This is a genomic window from Chryseobacterium sp. 22532, assembly GCF_052044665.1.
Classification (GTDB): Bacteria; Bacteroidota; Bacteroidia; order Flavobacteriales; family Weeksellaceae; genus Chryseobacterium; species Chryseobacterium lathyri.
Genome location: NZ_JBQENJ010000002.1, coordinates 564712 through 587304, shown reverse-complemented (window position 1 = coordinate 587304; position 22593 = coordinate 564712). Strand labels below are relative to the sequence as shown.

Genomic DNA, 22593 nt, shown 5'->3' with positions numbered 1-22593 from the left:
CAAAAATGGTTCCGATAGAGTTCTATTTTATGACTATTAATTTAAATCCTGTTTACAATCAACTGAATAGCATTAATTTAAATAAATAATTTATAGTTATTCTAAAATAAAAAAAACCAGTCCTTTTTTTGAACTGGTTATTGTTTTGGTCAAAGTTAAGACACAACACTTTTATTTCTGTACTGCTGATTTTTTACAATTACAGCCCCATATTTTTTCATTCCTTCAAATTGCTGCTCTTCAAAGAAGTTATTTTATCTTTTTAGCCATATAATCACTTTCATTTCCAAGCCTGTCTACCGCTTTTATGGCCACTGCATTCAGCTTTCTGCCGCCTTTGGATTTTGGTATATCCCTCGAAAGAGTGTCCAATGTAAGGATTTCCGTTTCCCAGACTCCGTTGTATTGGGTGAAAAGAATCCATTGGAAAACGTTTCCGATATTTTTTGTACTCCAGCTGGCCTGTACAAAACTGCCGTTATCTGCTGTAAATAAAGTTGGGGTCTGTAATGGGACTGCTTTTATCCAAGGTGTTTTCGGAACTAAAGCTTTTTCGCTGTACGGTCCGTTTTTCAGAGTTGGCAACATGTTTACATTTCTCGTTAATCCTGCGATACTCCAATGAATTTCTCCGGCATCATTCTTTAAAACCTGTCTGGAAATTTCAATCTGATTTTTAATTTCTGTTGGTCGGTCGGATACTTTGATCTCAACAGTATTAAGACCCGGCCAAAGATGGCGGTTCATTGTATTCTCGGATTTCCACCAGTCTAATAATGCTTCAAAGCCCTGACCTTTAGCATCAATCGGCCAGTACAGCTGCGGAGAGAAATAATCTACCCAGCCCTTATTCAGCCATAATTTGGCATCAGCATATAGTTCATCATATTGAGAAGAACCAACAATTCCTGCAGGATATCCGGGTTTCCAGATTCCAAACGGACTGATCCCGAATCTTACATAATCTTTCTCTGCATGAATCTCTTTGTAAATTCTTTCTACAAATTTATTGACATTATCCCTTCTCCAATCTGCTCTGGATAAGGTTCCCCCGTTTCTCTGGTACTCATTCCACGATGCGTTATCTGGAAAGTCTGCTCCCCTGTTATAGGTGGCATAAGGATAGAAATAATCATCAAAATGGATGGCATCAATGTCATATCTTTTCACAATATCTTTTACAACATTGGAAACATGTCCCTGTGTTTTGGGATTGGCAGGATCGAACCAATACATTCCGTTCTTTAGTCTTACCACAATATCAGAAAGCTTATTCACCATAGAAAGGCTGTTTACAGCACCTCCGTTCGAATGGTGGGCACGGTAAGGATTTAACCAGACATGCAGTTCCAAGCCTCTTTTATGTGCCTCCTCAATCCAGAACTGAAGGGGATCATAATTGGGATAAGGAGCCACTCCTGTCTCTCCGGTCAGAAAGTATGACCATGGCTCTATACTACTTGTATACAACGCATCTGCAGAAGGTCTGATCTGGAAGATTGCTGCATTGAAATTGTTATCTTTCAGCATATCGAGCATGCTTATGGCTTCTGCTTTCTGCTGATCAACCGTTAAATTATTCCTTGAGGGCCAGTTGATATTGGCTACACTTGCGATCCAGGCTCCGCGGAATTCTCTTTTAACCTCCGGGAGAACGGTTCTGAAGTTCTCATCAGACGGAGGCACTGCTGTTACAGGTTTTACTACCGCAACCGGATTTTTAGGCTTTATGGTATTGTTGTTAGGCTTTGCTGTATTTTTTGTTGGTGCTTCTTTTATTGTATTGTTCTGGACGGAGCAACTGGTATATGACGCAAAAACTCCGGCTAAAACAGTAAGCTTTATGATATTCATTCTCATCGTTTGCAAACTACTTTAAATTTATTTCTTCTAAGAGATTATTATGCCAAAATAAACATTTTAAGACATAGTGTAATAAAAAAGCCCCGAAAAATTCGAGGCTTTTCTAGTTTATATAAGAATTTCTTATGCTTTCGCTGATCTGTCCATTCTTTTTCTTTCTTCTTCGGAAAGGATTTTCTTTCTCATTCTGATGAAGTTTGGAGTTACCTCAATCGCTTCATCACCCTGGATGTATTCCATACATTCTTCCAGTGAAAATAAGATTTTCGGTGCAACACCAGTATCTTTATCTTTTCCAGAAGCTCTCATATTGTTCAGCTGTTTTGCTTCTACAATGTTTACTACCAAATCTCCAGGCTTGTTTTGTTCACCGATGATCATACCTGCATAGATTTCCTCACCCGGATCCACGAAGAACTTACCTCTGTCCTGTAATTTAGCGATAGAATATTCTGTAGCAGGACCTTGGGTTTTGCTGATCAGTACTCCATTGTTTCTTCCAGGAATAGCACCTTTGAAAGGCTTATATTCTGTGAAACGGTGCGCCATAATAGCTTCACCAGCAGTAGCAGTCAACATCTGAGAACGCAATCCGATCAAACCTCTTGAAGGAATTTCGAATTCCATATGCTGCATTTCTCCTTTAGTTTCCATAATGTGAAGGTCACCTTTTCTCTGAGTAGCCAAGTCGATTACTCTTGAAGCAAATTCTTCCGGAACATCAACTACCAAAGATTCGTAAGGCTCACATTTTTCTCCATCGATTTCTCTAAGGATAACCTGTGGCTGACCAATCGTCATTTCGTAACCTTCTCTTCTCATTGTTTCAATTAAAACTGACAAGTGAAGAATACCTCTACCAAATACCAAGAAAGTGTTTGCATCATCAGTTTGTTCAACTCTTAATGCTAAGTTTTTCTCTAATTCTTTTGTTAATCTTTCTTTCAGGTGGTTAGAAGTTACATATTTACCATCTTTACCAAAGAAAGGTGAATTGTTGATAGAGAACGTCATGTTCAATGTAGGCTCATCAATTGCAGTTCTTGGCAATGGTTCCGGATTTTCAAGATCTACGAATGAATCACCGATCTGGAAAGCATCAAAACCTACAACAGCACAAATATCTCCTGCTTTTACTTCTGAAACTTTTTTCTTTCCTAATCCTTCAAAAACATAAAGTTCTTTTACTTTTCCTTTTAAAACTTTACCGTCTGCCTGAGCAAGTCCGATCCACTGAGATTCTTTGATCTCACCTCTGATCACTTTCCCGATTGCAATTCTTCCTAAGAAAGAAGAAAAGTCAAGAGAAACGATCTGCATCTGTAAGTTTCCTTCCTCTACTTTAGGTTCAGGAACATATTGCAGGATACCATCCAATAATGGGAAAATATCTTCTGTCTGCTCTAATGAAGTGTTGAACCAACCTTGCTTGGAAGAACCGTAGAATGTTGGGAAGTCAAGCTGCTCTTCAGTAGCCTCAAGGTTGAAGAATAAATCAAATACCTGGTCATGAACTTCTTCAGGACGACAGTTTGGCTTATCTACTTTATTGATAACAACTAATGGTCTAAGTCCTAATTCCAATGCTTTCTGAAGTACGAATCTTGTTTGAGGCATCGGCCCTTCAAAGGCATCCACCAACAAAATAACTCCATCCGCCATTTTTAAAACTCTCTCTACTTCCCCACCGAAATCGGCGTGACCGGGAGTATCGATTACGTTAATTTTAACGTCTTTATAAGTAACAGAAATATTTTTAGATAGAATGGTAATACCTCTTTCTCTTTCAAGGTCGTTATTATCCATTATTAATTCTCCACTTTCCTGATTTTCTCTGAAAATGTTTGTAGCATGAATAATCTTGTCAACCAAAGTCGTCTTCCCGTGGTCAACGTGTGCGATAATCGCAATATTTCTAATGTTTTGCATGAATGATTTTTACGGGTGCAAAAATAGTGTTTTTTAATGAATAATGAGCAAGAATATAGATTAATTAACAAATTCATAATGAGAAATCTATGCAAAATCTTTTAAAAAATCGGGTAAAATAATATACGTCAGGTTCTGTCGCAGGCTGCATTTATCTTTGCTTCAGTAGATTTCCTGCAGGAAACACAATTTATTAACATCAAAAAACAAAGCTTATGATTTTTACCAATGAATTTTTCTCATCTACCAGTACTATTGCTGATACAGCAAAAATAGAATTGGTTGATGAATTTACTTATGAAACCCATATCTATGAACAAATTGCTCCAGTTAGTAATCCAGATGGAATTGTACGCAGGAACAGAAACGGTGTATATTATTTAAATAAAACGGTTTCTGAAAGCAGCGAGCCTTTAGATGTAGGTATTTTTGGAGCCAAAGGTAACGGAAGTACAGATGACACTGAAAGTATCAATAAAGCAGTACTATATCTATCCAAAATTGGCAGAGGCTCACTAAAGTTTAGCAGCAATAAAAACTACTTGATAAACGGAACAATCTACATTACCTCTAATATCAATTTTTATTGTAATGGAGCTACTTTTGTAGGTAATTCAAACGGCAGCAATACAATTATTGAAACAGCATATCTCACAACAGAAAATAATGTTACGTTTTTAAAATCAAATCTTCTTGAAGATTATCAGTCACATGTTATAGTTTCATCTCAAATTAGAGATGCAAATTTTGTACGATGCGGAACGGGTATCCATTTTGTAAACTTCTGTACCGGATGTAGCTTAGAAAATATTACTTTCTCTGATTGTGTTTGCTCTATAAAATTTGACCATTGTTTTTATACTACTCTAAAAAATATTATTTCTACTCCTGTATTTAGAGAATCAACAACTCCCCATGAATACAGTTATCAATTTTTAGGACAGAATAATGCTCTACTCTTGGAACGTATGACAGCTACAAGAGAACTCGGTTTCTTATTTGAAGGAGGTACTACAGCAACAAGTATTATTTCATCTACTACAGAAGGAGGCCAAACCGGCTTTAAATTCAAAGATGAATGTCTTGGAGTAGTTATTAAAGGGCCATATGCTGAAGGAATATTTAACGCTATTGATCTATCAGAAGTACCCGTGGGTACATTTGAAATAACTGGAGGTTACTTTACATATGTAGACAAACCTTTAATCGGTCCAGGAAATCTGGCAGGGCCTAATGAGTCCGCAAATTATGGACAAGTTACTGGTGAATGGAATAATAACACTGTAATTCCTGACAGACAGTTACCTATTTACGATAATCATAATAATGTTATAGGGTATAACAATTATCGCGGACTAATGGATATTTCACAACCCAGAAACTATATTAATTACTCACTTCCTATAATAGAGGGAGATGGAAGTCTTCCTTCAAACTGGATAGTGGGAGATCACAATATCATATCTTCTTACGGACAGATTAAAGCTACTGATATCAAAGCTATTGGTAATGTAAAAAGACAGTTCGGAGTAATTCCGGTAACGAGGAGTGGTGATGTTGGTGACGGAAAAGCCGGTTTTATTCCCGACTGTACTCATGAGTTAATTGGAAGTAACCCTTCTGATTTCGGAATAAAAATCAAAACTAAAATTAAATTCCAGGAATATATGATGTTCGCCAAGTACAACATTTATGTGGCGACCTACTCTTTGGGAAGATGGTTTTATGGTGATATCTTTGGTAAAAACCTGTCAGCAAAAGACGTTGGGAATTCGCAGGTAACCTCTATTGAAAACGAAAATGGATTCCTAGTGATTAAAATAACAGGATTTAACGAACCCAATCTTAATTATATTATTCAGGGTAACGTACAACTTATTGTTTAATACAAAGCACCTCAATCGAGGTGTTTTGTAATTTATCACCTCAGGCTCTACTGTTCATATTTTACATCAGATAAGATTTTGGATCTGACCAGTATTCCAAAGCCAGTAAATAAGCCCGGCCTGAACCAAAACCACAAGTGCAAATTTCAATAAAAAAGACTTTTTCGAAATTTTATGTCTGAAAATAAGCATCCCTAAAACCGACCCTAAAGTTCCTCCTACAAAAGTCACTCCCAACAGGGTGCTCTCCGGAATTCTTCTTTTATGTTTTATTGAAAGCCTTTTGTCCCAGCCGAAAATAATGAAAGTAAAAAGATTTATTACCAACAGAATGTATATCATAATCATAGGGCAAAAGTAGTGAATTAAGCGGTGGCTTCCAGTAACATCATTCATCATAAAAAAAGCTGCCTTCCTAAGAAAGCAGCCCTGAGTATCTGTATCTAACAAATTATTTTTTAGCTTTTACATCAACAGCGATTTCGATGTCTTTGCTGATCATCCATTCTGCCGGATCTGCTTCTGAAGTACCGAATTTAATTCCCCAATCTGCTCTGTTTACTGTAAATTTAGCCTGAACAGAAGCTGAACCTTCAGCAACATCTACTTTAGCAGGGAAAGTTACGTTCATTGTTTTTCCAGATAAAGTAAGGTTTCCGCTTACTGTTTTGTTTGCTCCTGCAACAGCATCTTTAGGTGCTTCTTTCAGATCTGTAACACTTGTAATTTTGAAATCTGAAGTAGGATTCTTTGCTGTATCAAAGAAATCAGGGTTTTTCAAGTGAGCTTCAAGATCTCCCGGTTTTTTATCTTTTTCTGTTACTGAAGCAGGATCTACTTTAATAGAGTTCATATCGATCACGAAGTTTCCAGCAGTCAGTTGATCTCCTTCAACGCTTAAATCTCCTGATTTTACGTTAAGTGTTCCCCAACGAGGAGCCATACCTCCTTTGTGGAAAGCTTTCCAGTTTACCACAGAAGCAGCAACATCAACTGCTAAAACTTCACCTTTACTTTCTGCTACTTTCTGCTCTGTCGCAGTTGCTGCAGTATCTGCTGATTTTTCTTTTGTACACGATGCTGCAAGTAATCCTATTCCTACCAATGCAATTACACTAAGTTTTTTCATATTGTTTATTTGTTTAAAAATTTAATTAAATCTTAAATTTCAATTTTTCAAAAATAGAAAAACCATATCAATTATTATCTTAACATACATCAAGAAATTAAAAATTTCAGATTTTACTATTCACATCTAGCATATGAAGGTGAAACAACCGATTCAGGATTTTAATATTCATTAACTTTGTGCAGGTAAAACTCTCATGATAACTCACAAAGAGATTACAATTTTGAGCCGGCTCAGGTTTGTCAGTGAACTATATCGAAAGAGTTGATAGAGAAATTACTCATCATTAAATCAATCAAAAAATATGAATCAACAGTTATTTGAAAAAGTAGATCAGTACATCGGTAATTTGTTTGCTCCGGAAGACAGTGTTCTTCAGGAAACTATTCAGTCTTTGGATGATGCTTCTATCCCCCAAATCAGTGTGACGCCCACTCAGGGCAAGTTTTTGCAGTTGATGCTGCTTAGCTGTAAAGCCAAACGAGTTCTGGAATTGGGTACTTTAGGAGCCTACAGCACGATCTGGATGGCCAGGGCAATTCCTGCAGATGGTAAAATAATTACGGTAGAATTTGATCCTCATCATGCCCGTGTTGCCAGCCAGAATATTGCAAAAGCCGGGTATTCAGATAAAATAGATCTGCGAACCGGCAAAGCGATGGATATATTAAATGAACTTATTTCCAAAGGCGAAGAAGCTTTTGATTTTATTTTCATTGATGCTGACAAACCTCCCTATACCGAATATTTTGAATTAGCGTTGCAGCTTTCACATCCGGGAACGATTATTATTTGTGACAATGTCATCCGGGAAGGCAAAGTCCTGGATGAAAATACCACCGATGAAAAAGTGAAAGGAGTGCAGCGGCTTAATCAAATGCTGGCCAACAACCCAAAAGTTACCGCTACTATTATGCAAACCGTCGGTGCAAAAGAATATGACGGGATGGCAATCGCTATTGTCAATTAAATTTTGGCCAGTTCATTTTCTTTAACGAAGAATAAACATTTAAGGTGGGGCAACTCGCCTTTTTTTCATTCTAAAGCCTTATTTTAGCCTTCCGAAAACAAAATAATGACGACCGTAACATTTATACAGCAACAGCTTAATATATCCGAAAAAAGCATCAACAATACCCTACAATTACTGGCCGAAGACTGCACAATTCCATTCATTTCCCGCTACAGAAAGGATAAAACCGGAAACCTGGATGAAGTTCAGATCGAACAGATCTCAAAGATCAGCAAACAGTTTGAAGAAATTGTAAAGCGAAAAGAAAGCATTTTAAAATCAATTGAAGAGCAGAATGCCCTGACAGCAGAATTGAAACAGAGAATTGAGGAAAGCTTCGATATTCTGGAGCTGGAAGATTTGTATTTGCCCTTCAAAAAGCGCAGAAAAACAAAAGCAGATACTGCCAAGGAGAAAGGACTTGAGCCTTTAGCCAAAATTATTATGAGTCAGAAAAGCAATGACCTGCAGTTTCTTGCCTCTAAATACCTGAACACTGAGGTTCCATCGGAAGAAGAAGCGCTTCAGGGCGCAAGGGATATCATGGCGGAATGGATCAATGAAAATATGTATGTCCGTAAAAACCTTCGCCGCCTTTTCCAGCGCAAAGCAATGATTACTTCTAAAGTGGTGAAGGCTAAAAAAGATGAAGAGGATGCACAGAAATTCTCACAGTATTTTGAATGGGAAGAAAATCTTAACAGAACACCTTCTCACAGGCTTTTGGCAATGCTTAGAGCTGAAGCTGAAGGTTTTGTAAAACTTAATACAGGTATTGATAAAGAAGAGGCCATTGATTTTATCGAAAAAGCCATCATCAAATCCAATAATGAAAGTTCGGATCAGATTGCCCTGGCGATTAAAGACAGCTACAAAAGACTTTTAGAGCCTGCCATTTCTAACGAAGCTTTACAGGAGGCTAAAGAAAAGGCAGACAAAAAAGCGATTGAAATATTTTCTGAAAACCTGAGCCAGCTTCTTCTTGCCCCTCCTTTAGGCGAAAAAAGAATTTTAGCCATTGATCCGGGATACAAAAGCGGCTGTAAAGTAGTCTGCATTGATGAAAAAGGAGATCTTCTCCATAATGAAACCCTCTACCCTCACGCCCCACAGAATGAAAGCGGAATGGCCATGAAAAAGATCCGTTCTATGGTGAATGCCTACAATATTGAAGCAATCTCCATCGGAAACGGGACAGCAAGCCGTGAAACTGAGTTTTTCATTAAGAAAATTGCTTTTGATAAGCCCCTGCAGGTTTTTGTGGTTTCGGAAGCAGGAGCATCAGTATATTCTGCAAGTAAAATTGCAAGGGATGAATTTCCTTCTTATGATGTAACAGTGCGTGGAGCAGTTTCCATCGGGAGAAGGCTGGCCGACCCGCTCGCGGAACTGGTGAAAATTGATGCCAAATCCATCGGCGTGGGGCAATACCAGCATGATGTAGACCAGACTCAATTGAAAAACGAACTTGATCTGACAGTTATGAAGTGTGTAAACTCTGTGGGAATCAACCTGAATACTGCAAGCAAATCACTTTTAAGCTATGTTTCGGGGATCGGTGAGAAAATGGCGGAGAACATTGTTAATTACCGAACCGAGAACGGCGCTTTTGAGGACAGAAAACAGCTTAAAAAAGTTCCGAGGCTTGGAGAAAAAGCGTACCAGCAGGCTGCAGCTTTTGTAAGAATTGCCAATGCCAAAAATCCGCTCGACAATTCTGCCGTACATCCTGAAGCTTATGGAATTGTAGAAAAAATGGCTAAGGACCTTGGCATTAAAACCAACGAACTGATTGCCAGCAAAGAAAAAACAGCTTTGGTAAAGCCTGAAGATTATGTGACAGAAGAAATAGGAATCTTAGGGATCAAGGATATTTTGAAAGAGCTTGAAAAACCTGGTTTAGATCCCAGAAAAGCAGCTAAAGTATTTGAATTTGATCCTAATGTAAAAAGTATCCGGGATTTAAAGCCTGGTATGATTCTCCCCGGAATTGTCAATAATATTACAGCTTTCGGGTGTTTTGTAGATATGGGGATCAAGGAAAGCGGACTTGTCCATATTTCCCAGCTGAAAGACGGATTTGTTTCTGATGTAAATGAAGTGGTGAAACTTCACCAGCATGTACGCGTAAGAGTGACAGAAGTGGATGAAGCGAGAAAAAGAGTGCAGCTGAGCATGATTTTATAATGCACTTGAAAGACTGTTTAAAATATCAACCTAATAAACAACAAATACACTTGAACTATAAAAATTTAATTTTCGACCTGGACGGGACCCTTTGGGATTCCAGGGCCACAATTATCAAAATCTGGAATGAGGTATTAAATAAGCACCGGTTAATCAAAAAAGATTTAAAACCTGAAGATATGAATCAATATATGGGTTTGCTGGCCGATCATATTTTAAAAGATATGGTTCCCGGAATTTCCGATCAGCTGGTTCATGAGGTCCTTTCGGAAATCGTACAGGAAGAAAATAAGATTCTTCACCAATATGGAGGCATACTTTATGACGGTGTAGAAAAAACGTTGAAAAGCCTGACAAAGAACCACAGTCTTTTTATTGTCAGCAATTGCCAGGACGGATATATAGAATCGTTTTTAGCCTATAACAAATTCAGTGATCTGTTCGCTGACTTTGAATCTTATGGCCGTACAAAGAAGCCAAAAGCTGAAAACATTAAGTTGATTATGGAAAGAAATGATTTGAACCCTGAAAACACAATTTATATTGGTGATACGCAGACCGATTACAATTCTGCAAAAGCCAATGACCTACCTTTTATCTTTTGTGAATATGGGTTTGGAAAATTGAGTATAGCTGATTATAAGCCTTCGATTTCAAAATTCCCGGATATAGAACTTTATCTTAGTTAAAATATTCAATCCTAAGAATTATAAACTTTGGACAAGAAACAAATAAAAATCATTAAAATATCTGAGCTTAAGGATAAAAGAATTATTCGCAGGGCAACCCGTCAATTTGATCAAATGGGTTATAGAATTTACAAATCTTTTGAATATGATTTTCCTTACGACCCCACCTATAAAGGCAACGAAAGTGAAAGACTATTTGCAAAACTTATCGATATATTGCCATTCTTTCTTACTTTTCTGTTTTTGTTTAAGAAAACACCTGTGATCAGTTTCCTGTACTCAATTCCCTGTGTTATTATTTGGGGAGCTTTGTGTGAAGTATTTTGGGGAACTACCTTCGGTAAAAGCATATTTAAAATAAAGGTGCTTGATGATTTTGGAAATTATCCTGGTCTAATATTATCATTAAAAAGAAATTTTCTGTGTCTTACAAATCTTTGGCCGGTATTTACAGACTACATCCCTCCAACAACCCATACATGGGAAAAGGAAACTACTCTGATGAATTTCAGCATGCATATGAATAACACAATCTGTAAAACTTATATTGTTAAGAAAAGTAAAATTGAAGAAATAAAAAAATTACTTTATCAGGAAAAAACAAAGGCTGCACAATAATCTGTACAGCCTTTACTCTTTAAGCTTGAAGACACATATTAATGTAATCTGATATCTGATATCTGATATCTTTACTTAAAATCTTTAGAATTCCTTCTTGGCTCCTTTACTTCCGGCCATTTTACCGTTTCTCCTTTATCATCCTGAGGCAATACTCTTTTTTCCCTGCTCGTAAATTCAGGATCTTCCGATGCCATATAAGCCAATGCAGCCGTTAAAACCACATTATTTTTAACCTCATCAAAAACGATCTTGTCGTAGGTATCCTTCGTCGTGTGCCATGTGTAGCCGAAATATCCCCAGTTCAGAGAACTTAAAGAAAAGCCCGGTACACCCGCCGCTACAAATGATGCATGGTCAGAGCCGCCTCCACCAGGCATTCCAGGGAAATCGGTTTTAATATGATCTCTCACGGTTTTAGGAACTCCGGTTAACCATTTCCCGATATAGCTGTAAGAATCTACAAATCCCTGCCCGCTGATATTAATTACACGTCCGGTTCCGTTATCCTGATTGAATACTGCCTGTGTTCCCTTTATAATCTGCGGGTTGTCTGCTACAAAGCCTCTCGAACCGTTAAGTCCCTGCTCTTCACTTCCCCAAAGGCCAACAATAATAGTTCTTTTATTATTGGGGTAATATTTTTTTAGTATTCTCATGGTCTCAAGCATGGTAAGTGTACCCGTCCCATTATCAGTTGCTCCCTGAGCTCCGTCCCAGGAGTCCAGATGCGCAGAAAGGATCACATATTCCTCAGGTTTTTCTTTTCCTTTAATGATGCCGATCGTATTAAAGTTTTTCGCCTCAGGAAGAATCCTGGACTGGGCCTCTACCCTTATCTTAGGTTTCGCCCCTTTTTCTGCCATTCTGTAAAGCATTCCGTAATCTTCCACATCAATGTCTATCATTGGGATTTTTGACGTTTTCGCTCCGAAAATCCTGTTCGCTCCCATGATCCCTGTCCAGTTGGAAATAGCAATTCCTGCTGCCCCTGCTTTTTCCAGAGCTTCCGGAAGCGTATTATTGTCATAGCCAATGTTTTTCACATTATCACGGAAGTCTTTTCCGGCCTGTTCTTTTTCTGCTTTCAGTTTTTCATACAGTTCCGGCGTGGCAAATTCTTTGATCTGCTCATCTGAACGTCCGATCTTCTGATACTGCGCCATAAGCACTATTTTTCCCTTTGCAGAAGGAAGCCATGCATCGAATTCCGCTTTGGAGGAAACTTTTGGAAGCACCACCACCTCAGCTTCTACTGCTTTTTTGGTTGCAGGGCTCCACGCAAGCTGTGTTGCAGCCAATGATTTTACACGGGGGTATACCATATCTACGTGGGTAATACCACGCTGCCATCCTTTCCATGTTCCGAATTGCTGAAGGCTGGATTCTATTCCCCAGGAACGGAGTTTAGCCGCAGACCATTCATTGGCAGCCAGCATTTCAGGAGTTCCTACAAGACGCGGTCCTATACCGTCCAGAAGCTCATAAGCCATGTTTTCCAGCTGGGAATTATTATTGATTTCATCTACAAAGCTTTTCACAACAGGATCAAGCCTTTCTTTCGGATCTACTTTCACCTGAGCCCATGAGAACTGGGCGACCAGCATAACCGCTGGTACAGCAAAAAATTTATTTATCTTCATAACCTATATTGAATGCTTAAAGATAGCAGAATTTGCTTGAATACAGAAAAAAGTGCAGAAATAAAAGGATTAATTTACGAATTTTCCGGGCTGGCAGTTTTGATCAAAGCCTAAATTTGATTGGTTAAATTAAGGCAAAAAAAACCGGCTCAGTGAGCCGGCTTGGGAACGAATTATTTTTTAGCTTCTTCTACAGAAACTTTTCTGAATTCTTTGAACAGTTTGCTAAGTTCTAAAGCTGATTTACGAGCTCTTGTACCTGCAGCTTTGTTTCCTTTTTCTGCTTGTTGGTTAGCCTCAGTTGCGAACGCTTCGAATTCAGCGTTGATTTTTTCAATTAGTTCTTTCATTATTTTTAAAATTTAGGGTGCAAATATAGGTTTTATGGTAATTCCAGCCTAACTCAGGCAAAAAAAGTTTGGCTTAAAATGCATTTTTTTTCTGCTTTTCTTCTATCAATCTGATTTTCTTTGCATTTATAGTAAAAAATAACGGCTTTTATTAAGCGAATTAGGACTTCTAGACCATTATTCGAATATTTTTCTATCCTTTTATCTGGCCTATTTATTCTTATTCCAAAGTTTTAGGTGCTCTCGAATTCCGGAAAATAGATATTCGTTACGTTGCACTGCGAAAATATATTAACCGAAATAACTGTTCCTGATAAATTAACAGGAATTGTATCCCTTTTGAATGCAATAATCTTCTAATTTTGAATAAAAAAGATTCATGAATATAATTTCAAAATTTACAGTGGGTTCTGAAGAAGGAATTTCTGATCTTATAACCATTATCGATTCCTCGGTTTACACCTTGCATAAAGAACTTATTCCTGAAGAAGATATCAAAAAATACATCGCCGGCAATATTGATCCCAGAAAAATGATCAATGACCTGAATGACCTTTCCAACCAGCTTATTATAACGTATGCAGATGATCAGCCTGCCGGTTACAGCATTCTTAAAAGCGGTTCCGGCCATCCTGCCCTGCCGGAAGGGAAAAAGGCTACCGAGATCAGCTTTGTGATCCTTTCGGAATTTGATTCACCGGAAACCAGACAGTCACTCTGGAAAAAATGCAGGTCTGCAGCCAGTTTCACCGATATATTATGGCTCAATATGATGATTCATGACCCACTTTTAGAGTTTTTTAAAGAAGCAGGTTTCACCATTATTGCTGATGCTACAGCCGGGCCTTTTCAACTGCCGTCGCATCTATTAAAACTGGACATCAAATAATTTCCCAGACTTGTGCCATTTAAAAATAATCTTACTTGATCATACTCCTTTAAAATAATATTAAATTAATATTGCTTTTCGTATCTTTGATTTTTATAATTTCTATATTATGAGTGATCAGCTGGAAACTATTGAAGATTATTACAGACGCGTCCGAAAGAATCAGGTAAAAATGTTTGATTCTGATGATTTTGAAACAGGAAAGTCGCATTTCAATGTTTCTATGCGGAGGTATTGCAGCTTTAAAAGTCCGTATAACCGCCGTGATTATTATAAGATAAGCTTTATTCTGGGAAAAGGCACATTTCAATATGGATCTCATGAATTGTACATTGACCGACCTGCCCTCTTTTTTCCTTCGCCTAATATTCCGTATTCATGGGAATGCGACGGCGATCTTCAGGAAGGGTATTTTTGCCTGTTCAATCAGGAATTTTTCAGTGGAAATACTGAATTCAATCTGTTTAAGAAGACTTCTCTGTTTAAAGAATGGAGCAAGCCAATTGTTTTTTTAACGGATGAACAGACCCAGCTGGCTACCCTTTATTTTGAGCAGATGTATAAGCTGAATAATTCAGCATATCCTTTCCGGTGCAGCAGCATTAAAAGCCACCTTGCCTCTGTGATGCATCTCGCTTTGGAGAACCGTGTGGATGATATCAACCCCAGTGAACTTCCGGCTAATATCCGTTTATACCGCCTATTTGATGAGCTTCTTAATAAGCAGTTCCCATTGGATTCCCCGGCATATCCGCTGGCTCTGAAAACCGCTTCTGACTTTGCAGATCAGCTTAATGTACACGTTAATCATTTGAATTCATCGGTAAAATCTGTCACTCAGCTTACCACGACTCAAATTATTAAAGAAAGGGTATTTGAAGAGTCCAAAAACCTGTTAAAATATACCAACTGGGATATTGCTGAAATAGGATATACCCTGGGATTTGAACAACCTTCCCATTTCAATAATTTCTTTAAAAAACATGCAGAGGTTTCACCCTTAAAATTTAAAAATGCATTTTAAATCTTTGATTTTTGTAATTTTTACTTTGTCTTTTAAAATTGAATTTCTGTATTCCCGACTTATTTTTGCATAGTAAAATAACGAATGAATATGTTGTTGAAAGAAGCATCTGAAAAAAGAATCAGATTAATAACCATTATGGCTTTTGTGTCGATCCCGCTTTCCGGGTTTGTCACTGATATTTATTTACCATCATTCCCATCGATGGCAAAGGAGATGCAGGTCTCTGAAAAGGATATCCAGATCACTTTAACGTCTTACCTGCTGAGCTACGGGATTTCACAGCTTTTTGTAGGGGGAATCCTGGACAGTATCGGGCGCTATCGTCCAAAACTGATTGCATTATTTTTACTGATCATCAGCAGTATTCTGATTACAATGACCGACAGTATTCTGCTGATCTGTCTGCTCCGTATTTTGCAGGGGGCAGCCGTTTCCGTACTGGTTGTTGCTACCCGGGCTATTTTTGTGGATCTCTATGATTCTGAAAAAGTAAAGCATTATCTGAGCTATTTCACGATCGTCTGGTCGTGTGGGCCTATTCTGGCTCCTTTTCTGGGCGGTTATCTGGAAAAACTGTTTAACTGGCACGCCAATTTTCATTTCCTGGCTTTATATGCGGGAGTCCTGTTTTTATTTGAATGGTTTTTTAGTGGTGAAAGTTTACCGGAGAAAAAGAAACTTAATCTTTCCGAAAACATCAGCCTGTATAAAATGATGCTAAAAAACAGGATCTTTATGCTGGGAATTTTCATTTTAGGACTAAGCTATTCTATTGTAATGCTTTTCAATATTACGGGTCCTTTTATTATTGAAAATACCTTCCATTTTACTCCTGTAGTTATTGGGTACTGTACCCTGATTTTAGGATTTTCATGGATGATTGGCGGTTTTATAGGAAAACGGAGACTTAAACTTGATTTTAAGGAAAGGATTTTACAGCCTATCATTTTACAGCTGATTCTGATTACCGGACTAATTGCGACCAGCTTCTATGCGGAAAGCCTTTTCATTATGGTTCCTTTTGCATTTTTTATTCATATCTGTTCCGGGATTTTGTTTACGTCATTTTTTACAACCAGCATGCTTTATTTTCCTAAAAATGCGGGAACAGCAGGTGGACTGATGGGCGGACTAGTGTACGTGATTACTTCTATTACAAGTTTTATTATTTCGGTCAGTGGAACTGTCACAGAACAGGATGGTCTTGCCTGGCGTTATCTGGCGATTGCCATTATACTTTTGGGAATTATCCTGGTCATGCACCAAGCCGTTAAAAAAGAACAAGCAGAGAATTAATCTCTGCTTTTTTATTTTTTCAATGAAATATTATAAAAATGGCTTATTCCCAGATCTATATGCATTCTTACTTTTTAATGAAAGCAACGGCATCTACTTCTATCATCATATCATCCAGTGCCAGTCTGGGAACCGGAATTAAAGTACTTGCCGGGAACTTTTTATTTTTCCATATTTTCTGCATTTCCTCTGTCCATATTTTAAGTTTCTCCTGATCATGATCAACAATTAAAACCGTAATTTTAAGAACGTCATTAACTCCTAACTGATAATCGGCAAGTACGGTTTCCAAGTTTTTCAGAGAAAACTTGACCTGAGTCCTAAAATCTTTAGAAAGATGATGTTCCAAGCCTTCTCCTCCGCTTTGTCCGGATATAAATACATATTTCCCCTCAACTTCATTCGTTGTAGCATGAGAAAAAGCAAATGGCGCCGGATCAAAAAGACCTTTCGGATTTTTGTGGACGACAGCAGCCAAATTAGTTGCTTTTTTCGGTTTATGGTGATTTGTATTTTGTGAGAAAGCCAAAAATCCTACACAGAGAGTGGATAAATTCAATACTAAACTTTTCATGATATCTATTATTTGTTCTGAAATATTGAAGCAAATATAGATTTCAATATTTTCAGAAAAATAAACATATGTTGAAGTTTTTAGCTTTTATAGACGGTATATTTACCAGTTTTTTTTGGGAATAACGGCAATACATGATCTGGCATATATATTTGGTACACTTCATAAATAAGAAGAGCAGTTTAAAGTAAAAAGCACAAATGCAATTGATTTTCTTATCTTAACTAAATATTACAGATTCTCATAAGTCTGATCTATTAAAAAAGATACCGCTTTTTTGATTTTATCACGGCCGTCATCAGTATTAAGATCTATACCGCAAAACACACTGCCATTTACGGATGCATACATGTTCAGGTAATAAAGTCCTGAAACTAAAATGGCCGCTATTGCACGGAAATCCTGCGAGCGTTCTCCGAAATGAGGATCGATAACTAACTTAAAAAGAGTTTCCCCGTTTTCTTCCTGCATATTGGTCAGCTTTGTCAGGGATTTCCGGGATTCAGACAAGCGCCACAATAAAAGTTTCTGCAGCTCCTTGTTGCTGCGCACATAATCAAATTGCTGCAGTAACATTGCCTCAGTAAATGCTTTTCCTCCGTCTTTTGGATCGGGCATCATTGTATCGGTGGTTACATTACTCCAATAATCTTGAGACCGGATATATTCATCCATCAAACCATCCATACCGCCAAAATAGGTGTAGATCATTTTTTTATCTACTCCGGCTGTAATTGCGATATCATTTATCTTTAATGCCGCATATCCTTTCGTTTTCAATATCTTTCCAACGGCATCCAAAAATTTCTTTTTACTTCGTTCCTTGTTCCGGACACTGCCTGCTGCTGATTTTCTTTCCATAGCTAAACATTAGATTATACAAGTTTAAGAAAATTTTAATTATTTTAGACACTGAATAGTGTCTTGTTTTGTATATTTGCACAAACTAAACCATTCTATATATATTTAACACAATTTAGGTTGAAACAACTAAAAAAATTCATAGCGCACCATGGTATATTTTAAGGCAAAACAGCTTTCAGATGATCCTATCGCAAAATGAGTCAGTTTATTTCCTCAGTTTAGGAATGCATCAAAAACAATGAGGGTGAAATGATGAAGACCGTTACTGGGGCATTAAAAATTATGATTTCGAATCTAAACAACTAAGGTAAAAACACTAAATGTGGACAGCATCATTTAACTTCTAATGATGCTGTTTTTGATTTTAAAAAGTAGTCAACATTTAATCTGACAGTTACAATTAAACTGAATAAATTGAAAAATTGTAAACCAACAAAAACCTACTGACACCTACTTGTCACAGCTCCATTCTATTTTTGTAGCCTAATTAAAAATCTTCAATAATGAATTTAGTATCAATACGTATTATCACGGCTAATATTGAAAATTTAGTACCATTTTATGAACAAATAACAGGAATACAGGCCATACAGTATACTCCCGATTTTGCTGAACTGAAAACAGCAACAGCAACCATTGCTATCGGAAGCGTGCGAACACTGCAGTTTTTTGGTGGAGAAGGTTTGATACAAGCTGCTGAAAACCGTTCTGCAATCATAGAATTTTTAGTTGATGATGTAGAGAAAGAATTTGAACGCTTACAAAATTTTCTATCTTCTTCTATTATACAGGAACCAACCACGATGCCGTGGGGGAACAAATCATTATTGTTCAGAGATCCTGATGGCAATCTGGTTAATTTCTTTACCCCTTTAACAAAGGAGTCAATAAAAAAATTTACAGCTAAAGGATAAAAATAAAAAGTGATCATTTAAAAATGATCACTTTTTAATTATACTAGGCCTGCCGGAGGTGCCAACTTAATGGAAAGTATACTTTATATAAATAATTTGGTGTTAATTTTTATCTGTCAGCCTCCAAAACAAAGACCTGGATTACCGCATTACCGAATATTCTTTCTTATTTGAAAGCACATCCAGCATTACTTTTGCAATTCTGGCTCTTTCATCTTCCGAAAGATTAGATCCTGAAGGCAAGCATAAGCTATTTCCGAACAGATTCTCTGCAACTTTTCCTCCGTAATAGGGTGCATCTTTAAATATAGGCTGCAGATGCATCGGTTTCCAGATTGGACGGGACTCGATGTCATCCTTCAGAAATGCCAGTCGTAAATCTTCGTGGTTTTTTGATGTTTTTGTTTTTGCACCCTCAACTGTAATAACGGATAACCAGTGATTGCTGTAAAAATCTGAATCAGGTTCTGAAAATATTTTTACTCCTTCTATATTTTCACAGAGTTCTGAATAAAAGCTATGCATTCTTCTACGGCCTTCTACCCTCTCATCCAGCACTTCCATTTGTCCTCTTCCGATTCCCGCACTGATATTACTCATTCTATAATTATATCCAATTTGAGAATGCTGATAATGTGGGGCATTATCCCTTGCCTGTGTAGAAAGGAATACCGCTTTATCTTTGTCTTCCTGGGAATGGCATACCAATGCGCCTCCTCCGGAAGTCGTAATAATTTTGTTTCCGTTGAATGACAGGATACCGAAACGGCCAAAAGTTCCGCAGGCTTTTCCTTTATATCTGGAGCCTAATGATTCAGCGGCATCTTCAATTAAAGGAATGTCATACTCTGCAGCAATGGATAAAATTTCATCCATTTTTGCCGGCATTCCGTAAAGGTGAACGACAATAATTGCTTTGGGCTTTTTGCCTTTTGAAATTCTGTCTTCTATAGCTTCTTTTAAAGCGACCGGACACATATTCCAGGTATCTTTTTCGGAATCTATGAATACGGGAACAGCTCCCAGATAGACAATAGGATTAGCAGAGGCAGAAAATGTCATAGACTGACAGATAACCTCGTCTCCATGAGTGACATCACACTCAATTAATGCCAGGTGTAAAGCAGCAGTTCCTGCAGAAAGTGCAGCTACTTTTACATCTTCATTTAAGAATAACTCCAAATCTTGTTCAAAACCATCAACATTCGGCCCTAAGGGTGCTACCCAATTTGCGGCGAATGCTTCTTTAATGTATTTTAATTCGTTTCCACCCAAATGGGGAGAGGACAACCATACTTTTGATTTCATATTTTACTATTCTAAATTTTACTAAATATTTAAACTTCTACTTTTTATTACTTTACCCGGATTGCCTACTACTGTAGCGCCATCCGGTACATCGCTAATAATGACAGCTCCGGCACCAATAGTGCACCATTTGCCAATTTCTATTCCCTGTATCACGCTGGCTCCGATTCCAATATGGGTTCCTTCCCCTACATATACGTTTCCTGCCAGTGCGACATTTGGAGATATATGGACAAAATCTTCGATGACACAATCGTGATCAATAGAAGCATTGGTATTGATAATACAGTGTTTCCCTATCCTTACTGCTGCATTTATAGTCACACCAGGCATAACGATAGTTCCTTCTTCAATTTTCAATCTTTTGGATAGTATTGCTTTGGGATGAAGGAGGGTAACATAATTGAAATGCTCACCCCGATTAACTACTCTTTTCCGTAACCTGTTATTTCCTATAGAAATAAGCACTTCTATATCATAGGGCGGAGCTTCGTGAATAACAGTATAATTCAACACTCTCTCCTTCGACGGATTTTCGTCGATATAGGCTTCAATATTATAACCGCATTCTTCGGCGATTTCGGCCACTACTTTGCCATGACCACTTGCTCCGTATAAATACATATTCTGTCTACATTTAATTTAAATTAATTATTTCCTGTAAAAGCCTCTACCGTGGCCTGATCAGCCTGGTTTATGCCTTCCTTTTTTATTACTTTTTTTAAAGTAAGGAACATCACTTTGCAATCTGTTGCAAATGATACATTCTCTATGTACCAAATATCTAATTCAAATTTCATCGTCCAGGAAATGGCATTTCTCCCATTCACCTGCGCCCAGCCTGTAATGCCAGGGCGTATATTGTGTCTTCGTTTTTGAGATTCATTGTATAAAGAAAGGTAATGCGGCAACAGAGGTCTGGGACCTATAATCGCCATGTCTCCTTTCAATACATTAATTAATTGTGGAAGCTCATCCAGGGAAGTCTGACGTATAAAACTTCCAACCCTTGTTAAGCGTTCCGAATCGGGCAGGTAATTACCTTGTCCGTCTTTTTTATCATTCATTGTCTTAAACTTGATGATATTAAATATCTTCTCATTTAACCCAGGCCGTGCCTGCAAAAAGAATGGTTTGCCCTGATTTGCGAAATACAGCAAGACCGTAACAATAATGAAAACAGGTGACAACAAGATCAGCCCTATTAACGCAATCAGAAAATCTATAACCCGTTTAAAAAAAAACTTATACACGGTAATCTTTTTCTTTAATTAGTTTTTTGTATTCACTCAATAAAGCGTTCCAGATAACAGACTGCTCATAACGAGATTCGATCATCGACCGGGCATTCATTTTTAATTTCTGATAATAATCTGTGTCCAATTTCATTTTTCTCATTGCTTCACCAAGCTTTTCACTGTTTTTGACCGGAACTATTGCTCCATTTTGGTCTTCTATAATAATTTCGTTGCATCCGTTGATATCAGAAACAATGCTTGGTAATCCCATTGCTCCCGCCTGCATCACTACATTTGGAAACCCTTCCCGGTAGCTTGGAAAGGCCAATGCATCGGAAATAGCAAAATAAGGACGTACATCTTTCTGAAAACCTACCGATATGATATCCGGGTTATTTTCAATTTCTCTTAATGTATCCGGATGCAGAGGATCCAGCTCCTGTTCCAGTGGGCCAACCAGTAATAATTTGGACTGGCGCTGTGAATTTTCTTTCTTGTTTATGTGAGAAAAGGCTTTGACCAATTCGTTAATTCCTTTATCCCCTACCAAACGTCCTACAAAGACAAACACAAAATGTGCATCTTCTATATTCAATTCTTTTTTTAAAAGATCTTTCTGTGCTTCGGTAATCTGTCCGGGGGAAAAATGTTCCAGATCAATACCATTCACATTACCATTTCCTATAACTTTTAAAGACTTTGAAGTGATTTTGTAATCAATTAAATCTTTTCTCACTCCTTCCCCTTCAGGATAAATATGGGTGGCCGCTGAGCATAATAGCTTATCCATACTAATAAGGAGTTTCTGCACCATCCCTTTTCTCGTCGGGAAAATAAGCCCGGTAAAGGTGTGTATGCGGATCGGTACTCCTGCCATTTTCCCTGACAGCATAGTTAAAAGTCCTGCTTTAGGAGTTATGGAATGTACAATGACCGGTTTTTCTCTTTTTAAAATTTTATATAATTTATAGAGAGAGGTGAGGTCTTTTAAAGGACTGATTCCTCTTTCCATATTTACTTCAATCGTTTTTATACCTTCTCTCTGTTCTACTTCGTCAAGCAGCTGACCTTCGGAAGATACCCCCACAATATCATAAAACTCGCTCAAGAACTTCAATTGCCCTTTTAATAAAACATTCAAAGACAATGGTATTGTTGATGTCCGAATTATTTTCAT

At 37.6% G+C, this 22593-nt stretch carries 21 protein-coding genes; 9 read left to right on the top strand and 12 right to left on the bottom strand.

From position 1 onward, the window contains the following. Positions 1-249: 249 nt before the first annotated feature. Together ACTJIV_RS06840 and typA are read right to left on the bottom strand one after the other, a co-directional pair. Entirely contained in the window at positions 250-1854 is a 1605-nt protein-coding gene (locus tag ACTJIV_RS06840; protein ID WP_440626481.1) for a glycoside hydrolase family 10 protein, read from the bottom strand. 132 nt (positions 1855-1986) lie between these two features. Beyond that, positions 1987-3792, bottom strand: a complete 1806-nt coding sequence (gene typA, locus ACTJIV_RS06835) for a translational GTPase TypA (protein ID WP_111958340.1) — start codon at positions 3790-3792, stop codon at positions 1987-1989. Between the two features lie 215 nt (positions 3793-4007). Here typA and ACTJIV_RS06830 point away from each other — a divergent pair, with 215 nt between their 5' ends. Continuing rightward, on the top strand, positions 4008-5678 hold the full coding sequence (locus tag ACTJIV_RS06830) for a glycosyl hydrolase family 28-related protein (protein WP_440626478.1): 1671 nt from the start codon (positions 4008-4010) through the stop codon (positions 5676-5678). Positions 5679-5744: 66 nt separating this feature from the next. Here ACTJIV_RS06830 and ACTJIV_RS06825 read toward each other — a convergent pair whose 3' ends face one another. Beyond that, the gene (locus ACTJIV_RS06825; RefSeq protein WP_223559270.1) at positions 5745-6026 is read right to left on the bottom strand and encodes a DUF1294 domain-containing protein; all 282 of its coding nucleotides are present in this window, start codon (positions 6024-6026) and stop codon (positions 5745-5747) included. A gap of 103 nt (positions 6027-6129) precedes the next feature. Then, positions 6130-6807: a YceI family protein gene (locus ACTJIV_RS06820; RefSeq protein WP_440626476.1), complete on the bottom strand. Its 678-nt coding sequence runs from the start codon at positions 6805-6807 to the stop codon at positions 6130-6132. A 304-nt stretch (positions 6808-7111) separates the two neighbouring features. Here ACTJIV_RS06820 and ACTJIV_RS06815 point away from each other — a divergent pair, with 304 nt between their 5' ends. From ACTJIV_RS06815 to ACTJIV_RS06800, 4 genes are all read left to right on the top strand, one after another. After that, positions 7112-7777 (top strand): O-methyltransferase, encoded by a 666-nt coding sequence (locus tag ACTJIV_RS06815; protein WP_111958346.1) that lies wholly within the window; start codon positions 7112-7114, stop codon positions 7775-7777. A gap of 105 nt (positions 7778-7882) precedes the next feature. Continuing rightward, on the top strand, positions 7883-10006 hold the full coding sequence (locus ACTJIV_RS06810) for a Tex family protein (protein ID WP_111958348.1): 2124 nt from the start codon (positions 7883-7885) through the stop codon (positions 10004-10006). A 50-nt stretch (positions 10007-10056) separates the two neighbouring features. Then, on the top strand, positions 10057-10695 hold the full coding sequence (locus tag ACTJIV_RS06805; protein WP_440626474.1) for an HAD family hydrolase: 639 nt from the start codon (positions 10057-10059) through the stop codon (positions 10693-10695). 114 nt (positions 10696-10809) lie between these two features. Then, a complete protein-coding gene (locus ACTJIV_RS06800; RefSeq protein WP_336378566.1) occupies positions 10810-11313 on the top strand; it encodes an RDD family protein in 504 nt (167 codons plus the stop codon). Between the two features lie 71 nt (positions 11314-11384). On the opposite strand, the gene ACTJIV_RS06795 is transcribed toward ACTJIV_RS06800, so the two are convergent. Both ACTJIV_RS06795 and ACTJIV_RS06790 read right to left on the bottom strand, forming a co-directional pair. After that, on the bottom strand, positions 11385-12956 hold the full coding sequence (locus ACTJIV_RS06795; RefSeq protein WP_440626472.1) for a M28 family peptidase: 1572 nt from the start codon (positions 12954-12956) through the stop codon (positions 11385-11387). Positions 12957-13129: 173 nt separating this feature from the next. Continuing rightward, complete coding sequence (locus ACTJIV_RS06790; RefSeq protein WP_040994607.1) at positions 13130-13306, bottom strand: histone H1; 177 nt, start codon at positions 13304-13306, stop codon at positions 13130-13132. 379 nt (positions 13307-13685) lie between these two features. On the opposite strand from ACTJIV_RS06790, the gene ACTJIV_RS06785 reads away from it, so the two are divergent. The 3 genes from ACTJIV_RS06785 (at position 13686) to ACTJIV_RS06775 (ending at position 16518) form a co-directional block, all read left to right on the top strand. Beyond that, positions 13686-14195 carry a hypothetical protein gene (locus ACTJIV_RS06785; protein ID WP_111958356.1) on the top strand — a complete coding sequence of 170 codons (510 nt, stop codon included), beginning with the start codon at positions 13686-13688 and terminating at the stop codon, positions 14193-14195. 109 nt (positions 14196-14304) lie between these two features. After that, positions 14305-15219 carry a helix-turn-helix domain-containing protein gene (locus ACTJIV_RS06780; protein WP_440626469.1) on the top strand — a complete coding sequence of 305 codons (915 nt, stop codon included), beginning with the start codon at positions 14305-14307 and terminating at the stop codon, positions 15217-15219. A 93-nt stretch (positions 15220-15312) separates the two neighbouring features. Further along, positions 15313-16518, top strand: coding sequence for a Bcr/CflA family efflux MFS transporter (locus ACTJIV_RS06775; RefSeq protein WP_440626689.1), 1206 nt, complete (start codon positions 15313-15315; stop codon positions 16516-16518). Between the two features lie 67 nt (positions 16519-16585). Here ACTJIV_RS06775 and ACTJIV_RS06770 read toward each other — a convergent pair whose 3' ends face one another. Beyond that, positions 16586-17092 (bottom strand): RidA family protein, encoded by a 507-nt coding sequence (locus ACTJIV_RS06770; RefSeq protein WP_111958360.1) that lies wholly within the window; start codon positions 17090-17092, stop codon positions 16586-16588. Between the two features lie 231 nt (positions 17093-17323). Beyond that, positions 17324-17953, bottom strand: a complete 630-nt coding sequence (locus tag ACTJIV_RS06765; RefSeq protein WP_111958362.1) for a TetR/AcrR family transcriptional regulator — start codon at positions 17951-17953, stop codon at positions 17324-17326. A gap of 506 nt (positions 17954-18459) precedes the next feature. Between ACTJIV_RS06765 and ACTJIV_RS06760 the strand changes: the two genes are divergently transcribed. After that, entirely contained in the window at positions 18460-18870 is a 411-nt protein-coding gene (locus ACTJIV_RS06760) for a VOC family protein (protein ID WP_111958364.1), read from the top strand. Positions 18871-19011: 141 nt separating this feature from the next. On the opposite strand, the gene ACTJIV_RS06755 is transcribed toward ACTJIV_RS06760, so the two are convergent. Genes ACTJIV_RS06755 through ACTJIV_RS06740 form a run of 4 tightly spaced genes read right to left on the bottom strand, consistent with a single transcriptional unit; the run spans position 19012 to position 22593 of the window. Then, on the bottom strand, positions 19012-20178 hold the full coding sequence (locus ACTJIV_RS06755) for a DegT/DnrJ/EryC1/StrS family aminotransferase (RefSeq protein WP_111958366.1): 1167 nt from the start codon (positions 20176-20178) through the stop codon (positions 19012-19014). Positions 20179-20199: 21 nt separating this feature from the next. Continuing rightward, the gene (locus ACTJIV_RS06750) at positions 20200-20802 is read right to left on the bottom strand and encodes an acetyltransferase (protein ID WP_223559256.1); all 603 of its coding nucleotides are present in this window, start codon (positions 20800-20802) and stop codon (positions 20200-20202) included. A gap of 23 nt (positions 20803-20825) precedes the next feature. Beyond that, on the bottom strand, positions 20826-21431 hold the full coding sequence (locus tag ACTJIV_RS06745; RefSeq protein WP_440626465.1) for a sugar transferase: 606 nt from the start codon (positions 21429-21431) through the stop codon (positions 20826-20828). Continuing rightward, the gene (locus ACTJIV_RS06740; RefSeq protein WP_440626463.1) at positions 21424-22593 is read right to left on the bottom strand and encodes a glycosyltransferase family 4 protein; all 1170 of its coding nucleotides are present in this window, start codon (positions 22591-22593) and stop codon (positions 21424-21426) included. The genes ACTJIV_RS06745 and ACTJIV_RS06740 overlap by 8 nt, the downstream gene beginning before the upstream one ends.

Coding starts and splice junctions, on each gene's coding strand:
- ACTJIV_RS06790 (WP_040994607.1), bottom strand. CDS start 13,306: ATGAAAGAACTAATTGAAAAAATCAACGCTGAATTCGAAGCGTTCGCA.
- ACTJIV_RS06815 (WP_111958346.1), top strand. CDS start 7,112: ATGAATCAACAGTTATTTGAAAAAGTAGATCAGTACATCGGTAATTTG.
- ACTJIV_RS06755 (WP_111958366.1), bottom strand. CDS start 20,178: ATGAAATCAAAAGTATGGTTGTCCTCTCCCCATTTGGGTGGAAACGAA.
- ACTJIV_RS06785 (WP_111958356.1), top strand. CDS start 13,686: ATGAATATAATTTCAAAATTTACAGTGGGTTCTGAAGAAGGAATTTCT.
- ACTJIV_RS06780 (WP_440626469.1), top strand. CDS start 14,305: ATGAGTGATCAGCTGGAAACTATTGAAGATTATTACAGACGCGTCCGA.
- typA (WP_111958340.1), bottom strand. CDS start 3,792: ATGCAAAACATTAGAAATATTGCGATTATCGCACACGTTGACCACGGG.
- ACTJIV_RS06810 (WP_111958348.1), top strand. CDS start 7,883: ATGACGACCGTAACATTTATACAGCAACAGCTTAATATATCCGAAAAA.
- ACTJIV_RS06765 (WP_111958362.1), bottom strand. CDS start 17,953: ATGGAAAGAAAATCAGCAGCAGGCAGTGTCCGGAACAAGGAACGAAGT.
- ACTJIV_RS06750 (WP_223559256.1), bottom strand. CDS start 20,802: ATGTATTTATACGGAGCAAGTGGTCATGGCAAAGTAGTGGCCGAAATC.
- ACTJIV_RS06800 (WP_336378566.1), top strand. CDS start 10,810: ATGGGTTATAGAATTTACAAATCTTTTGAATATGATTTTCCTTACGAC.
- ACTJIV_RS06820 (WP_440626476.1), bottom strand. CDS start 6,807: ATGAAAAAACTTAGTGTAATTGCATTGGTAGGAATAGGATTACTTGCA.
- ACTJIV_RS06825 (WP_223559270.1), bottom strand. CDS start 6,026: ATGATTATGATATACATTCTGTTGGTAATAAATCTTTTTACTTTCATT.
- ACTJIV_RS06840 (WP_440626481.1), bottom strand. CDS start 1,854: ATGAATATCATAAAGCTTACTGTTTTAGCCGGAGTTTTTGCGTCATAT.
- ACTJIV_RS06760 (WP_111958364.1), top strand. CDS start 18,460: ATGAATTTAGTATCAATACGTATTATCACGGCTAATATTGAAAATTTA.
- ACTJIV_RS06770 (WP_111958360.1), bottom strand. CDS start 17,092: ATGAAAAGTTTAGTATTGAATTTATCCACTCTCTGTGTAGGATTTTTG.
- ACTJIV_RS06795 (WP_440626472.1), bottom strand. CDS start 12,956: ATGAAGATAAATAAATTTTTTGCTGTACCAGCGGTTATGCTGGTCGCC.
- ACTJIV_RS06830 (WP_440626478.1), top strand. CDS start 4,008: ATGATTTTTACCAATGAATTTTTCTCATCTACCAGTACTATTGCTGAT.
- ACTJIV_RS06740 (WP_440626463.1), bottom strand. CDS start 22,593: ATGAAAATAATTCGGACATCAACAATACCATTGTCTTTGAATGTTTTA.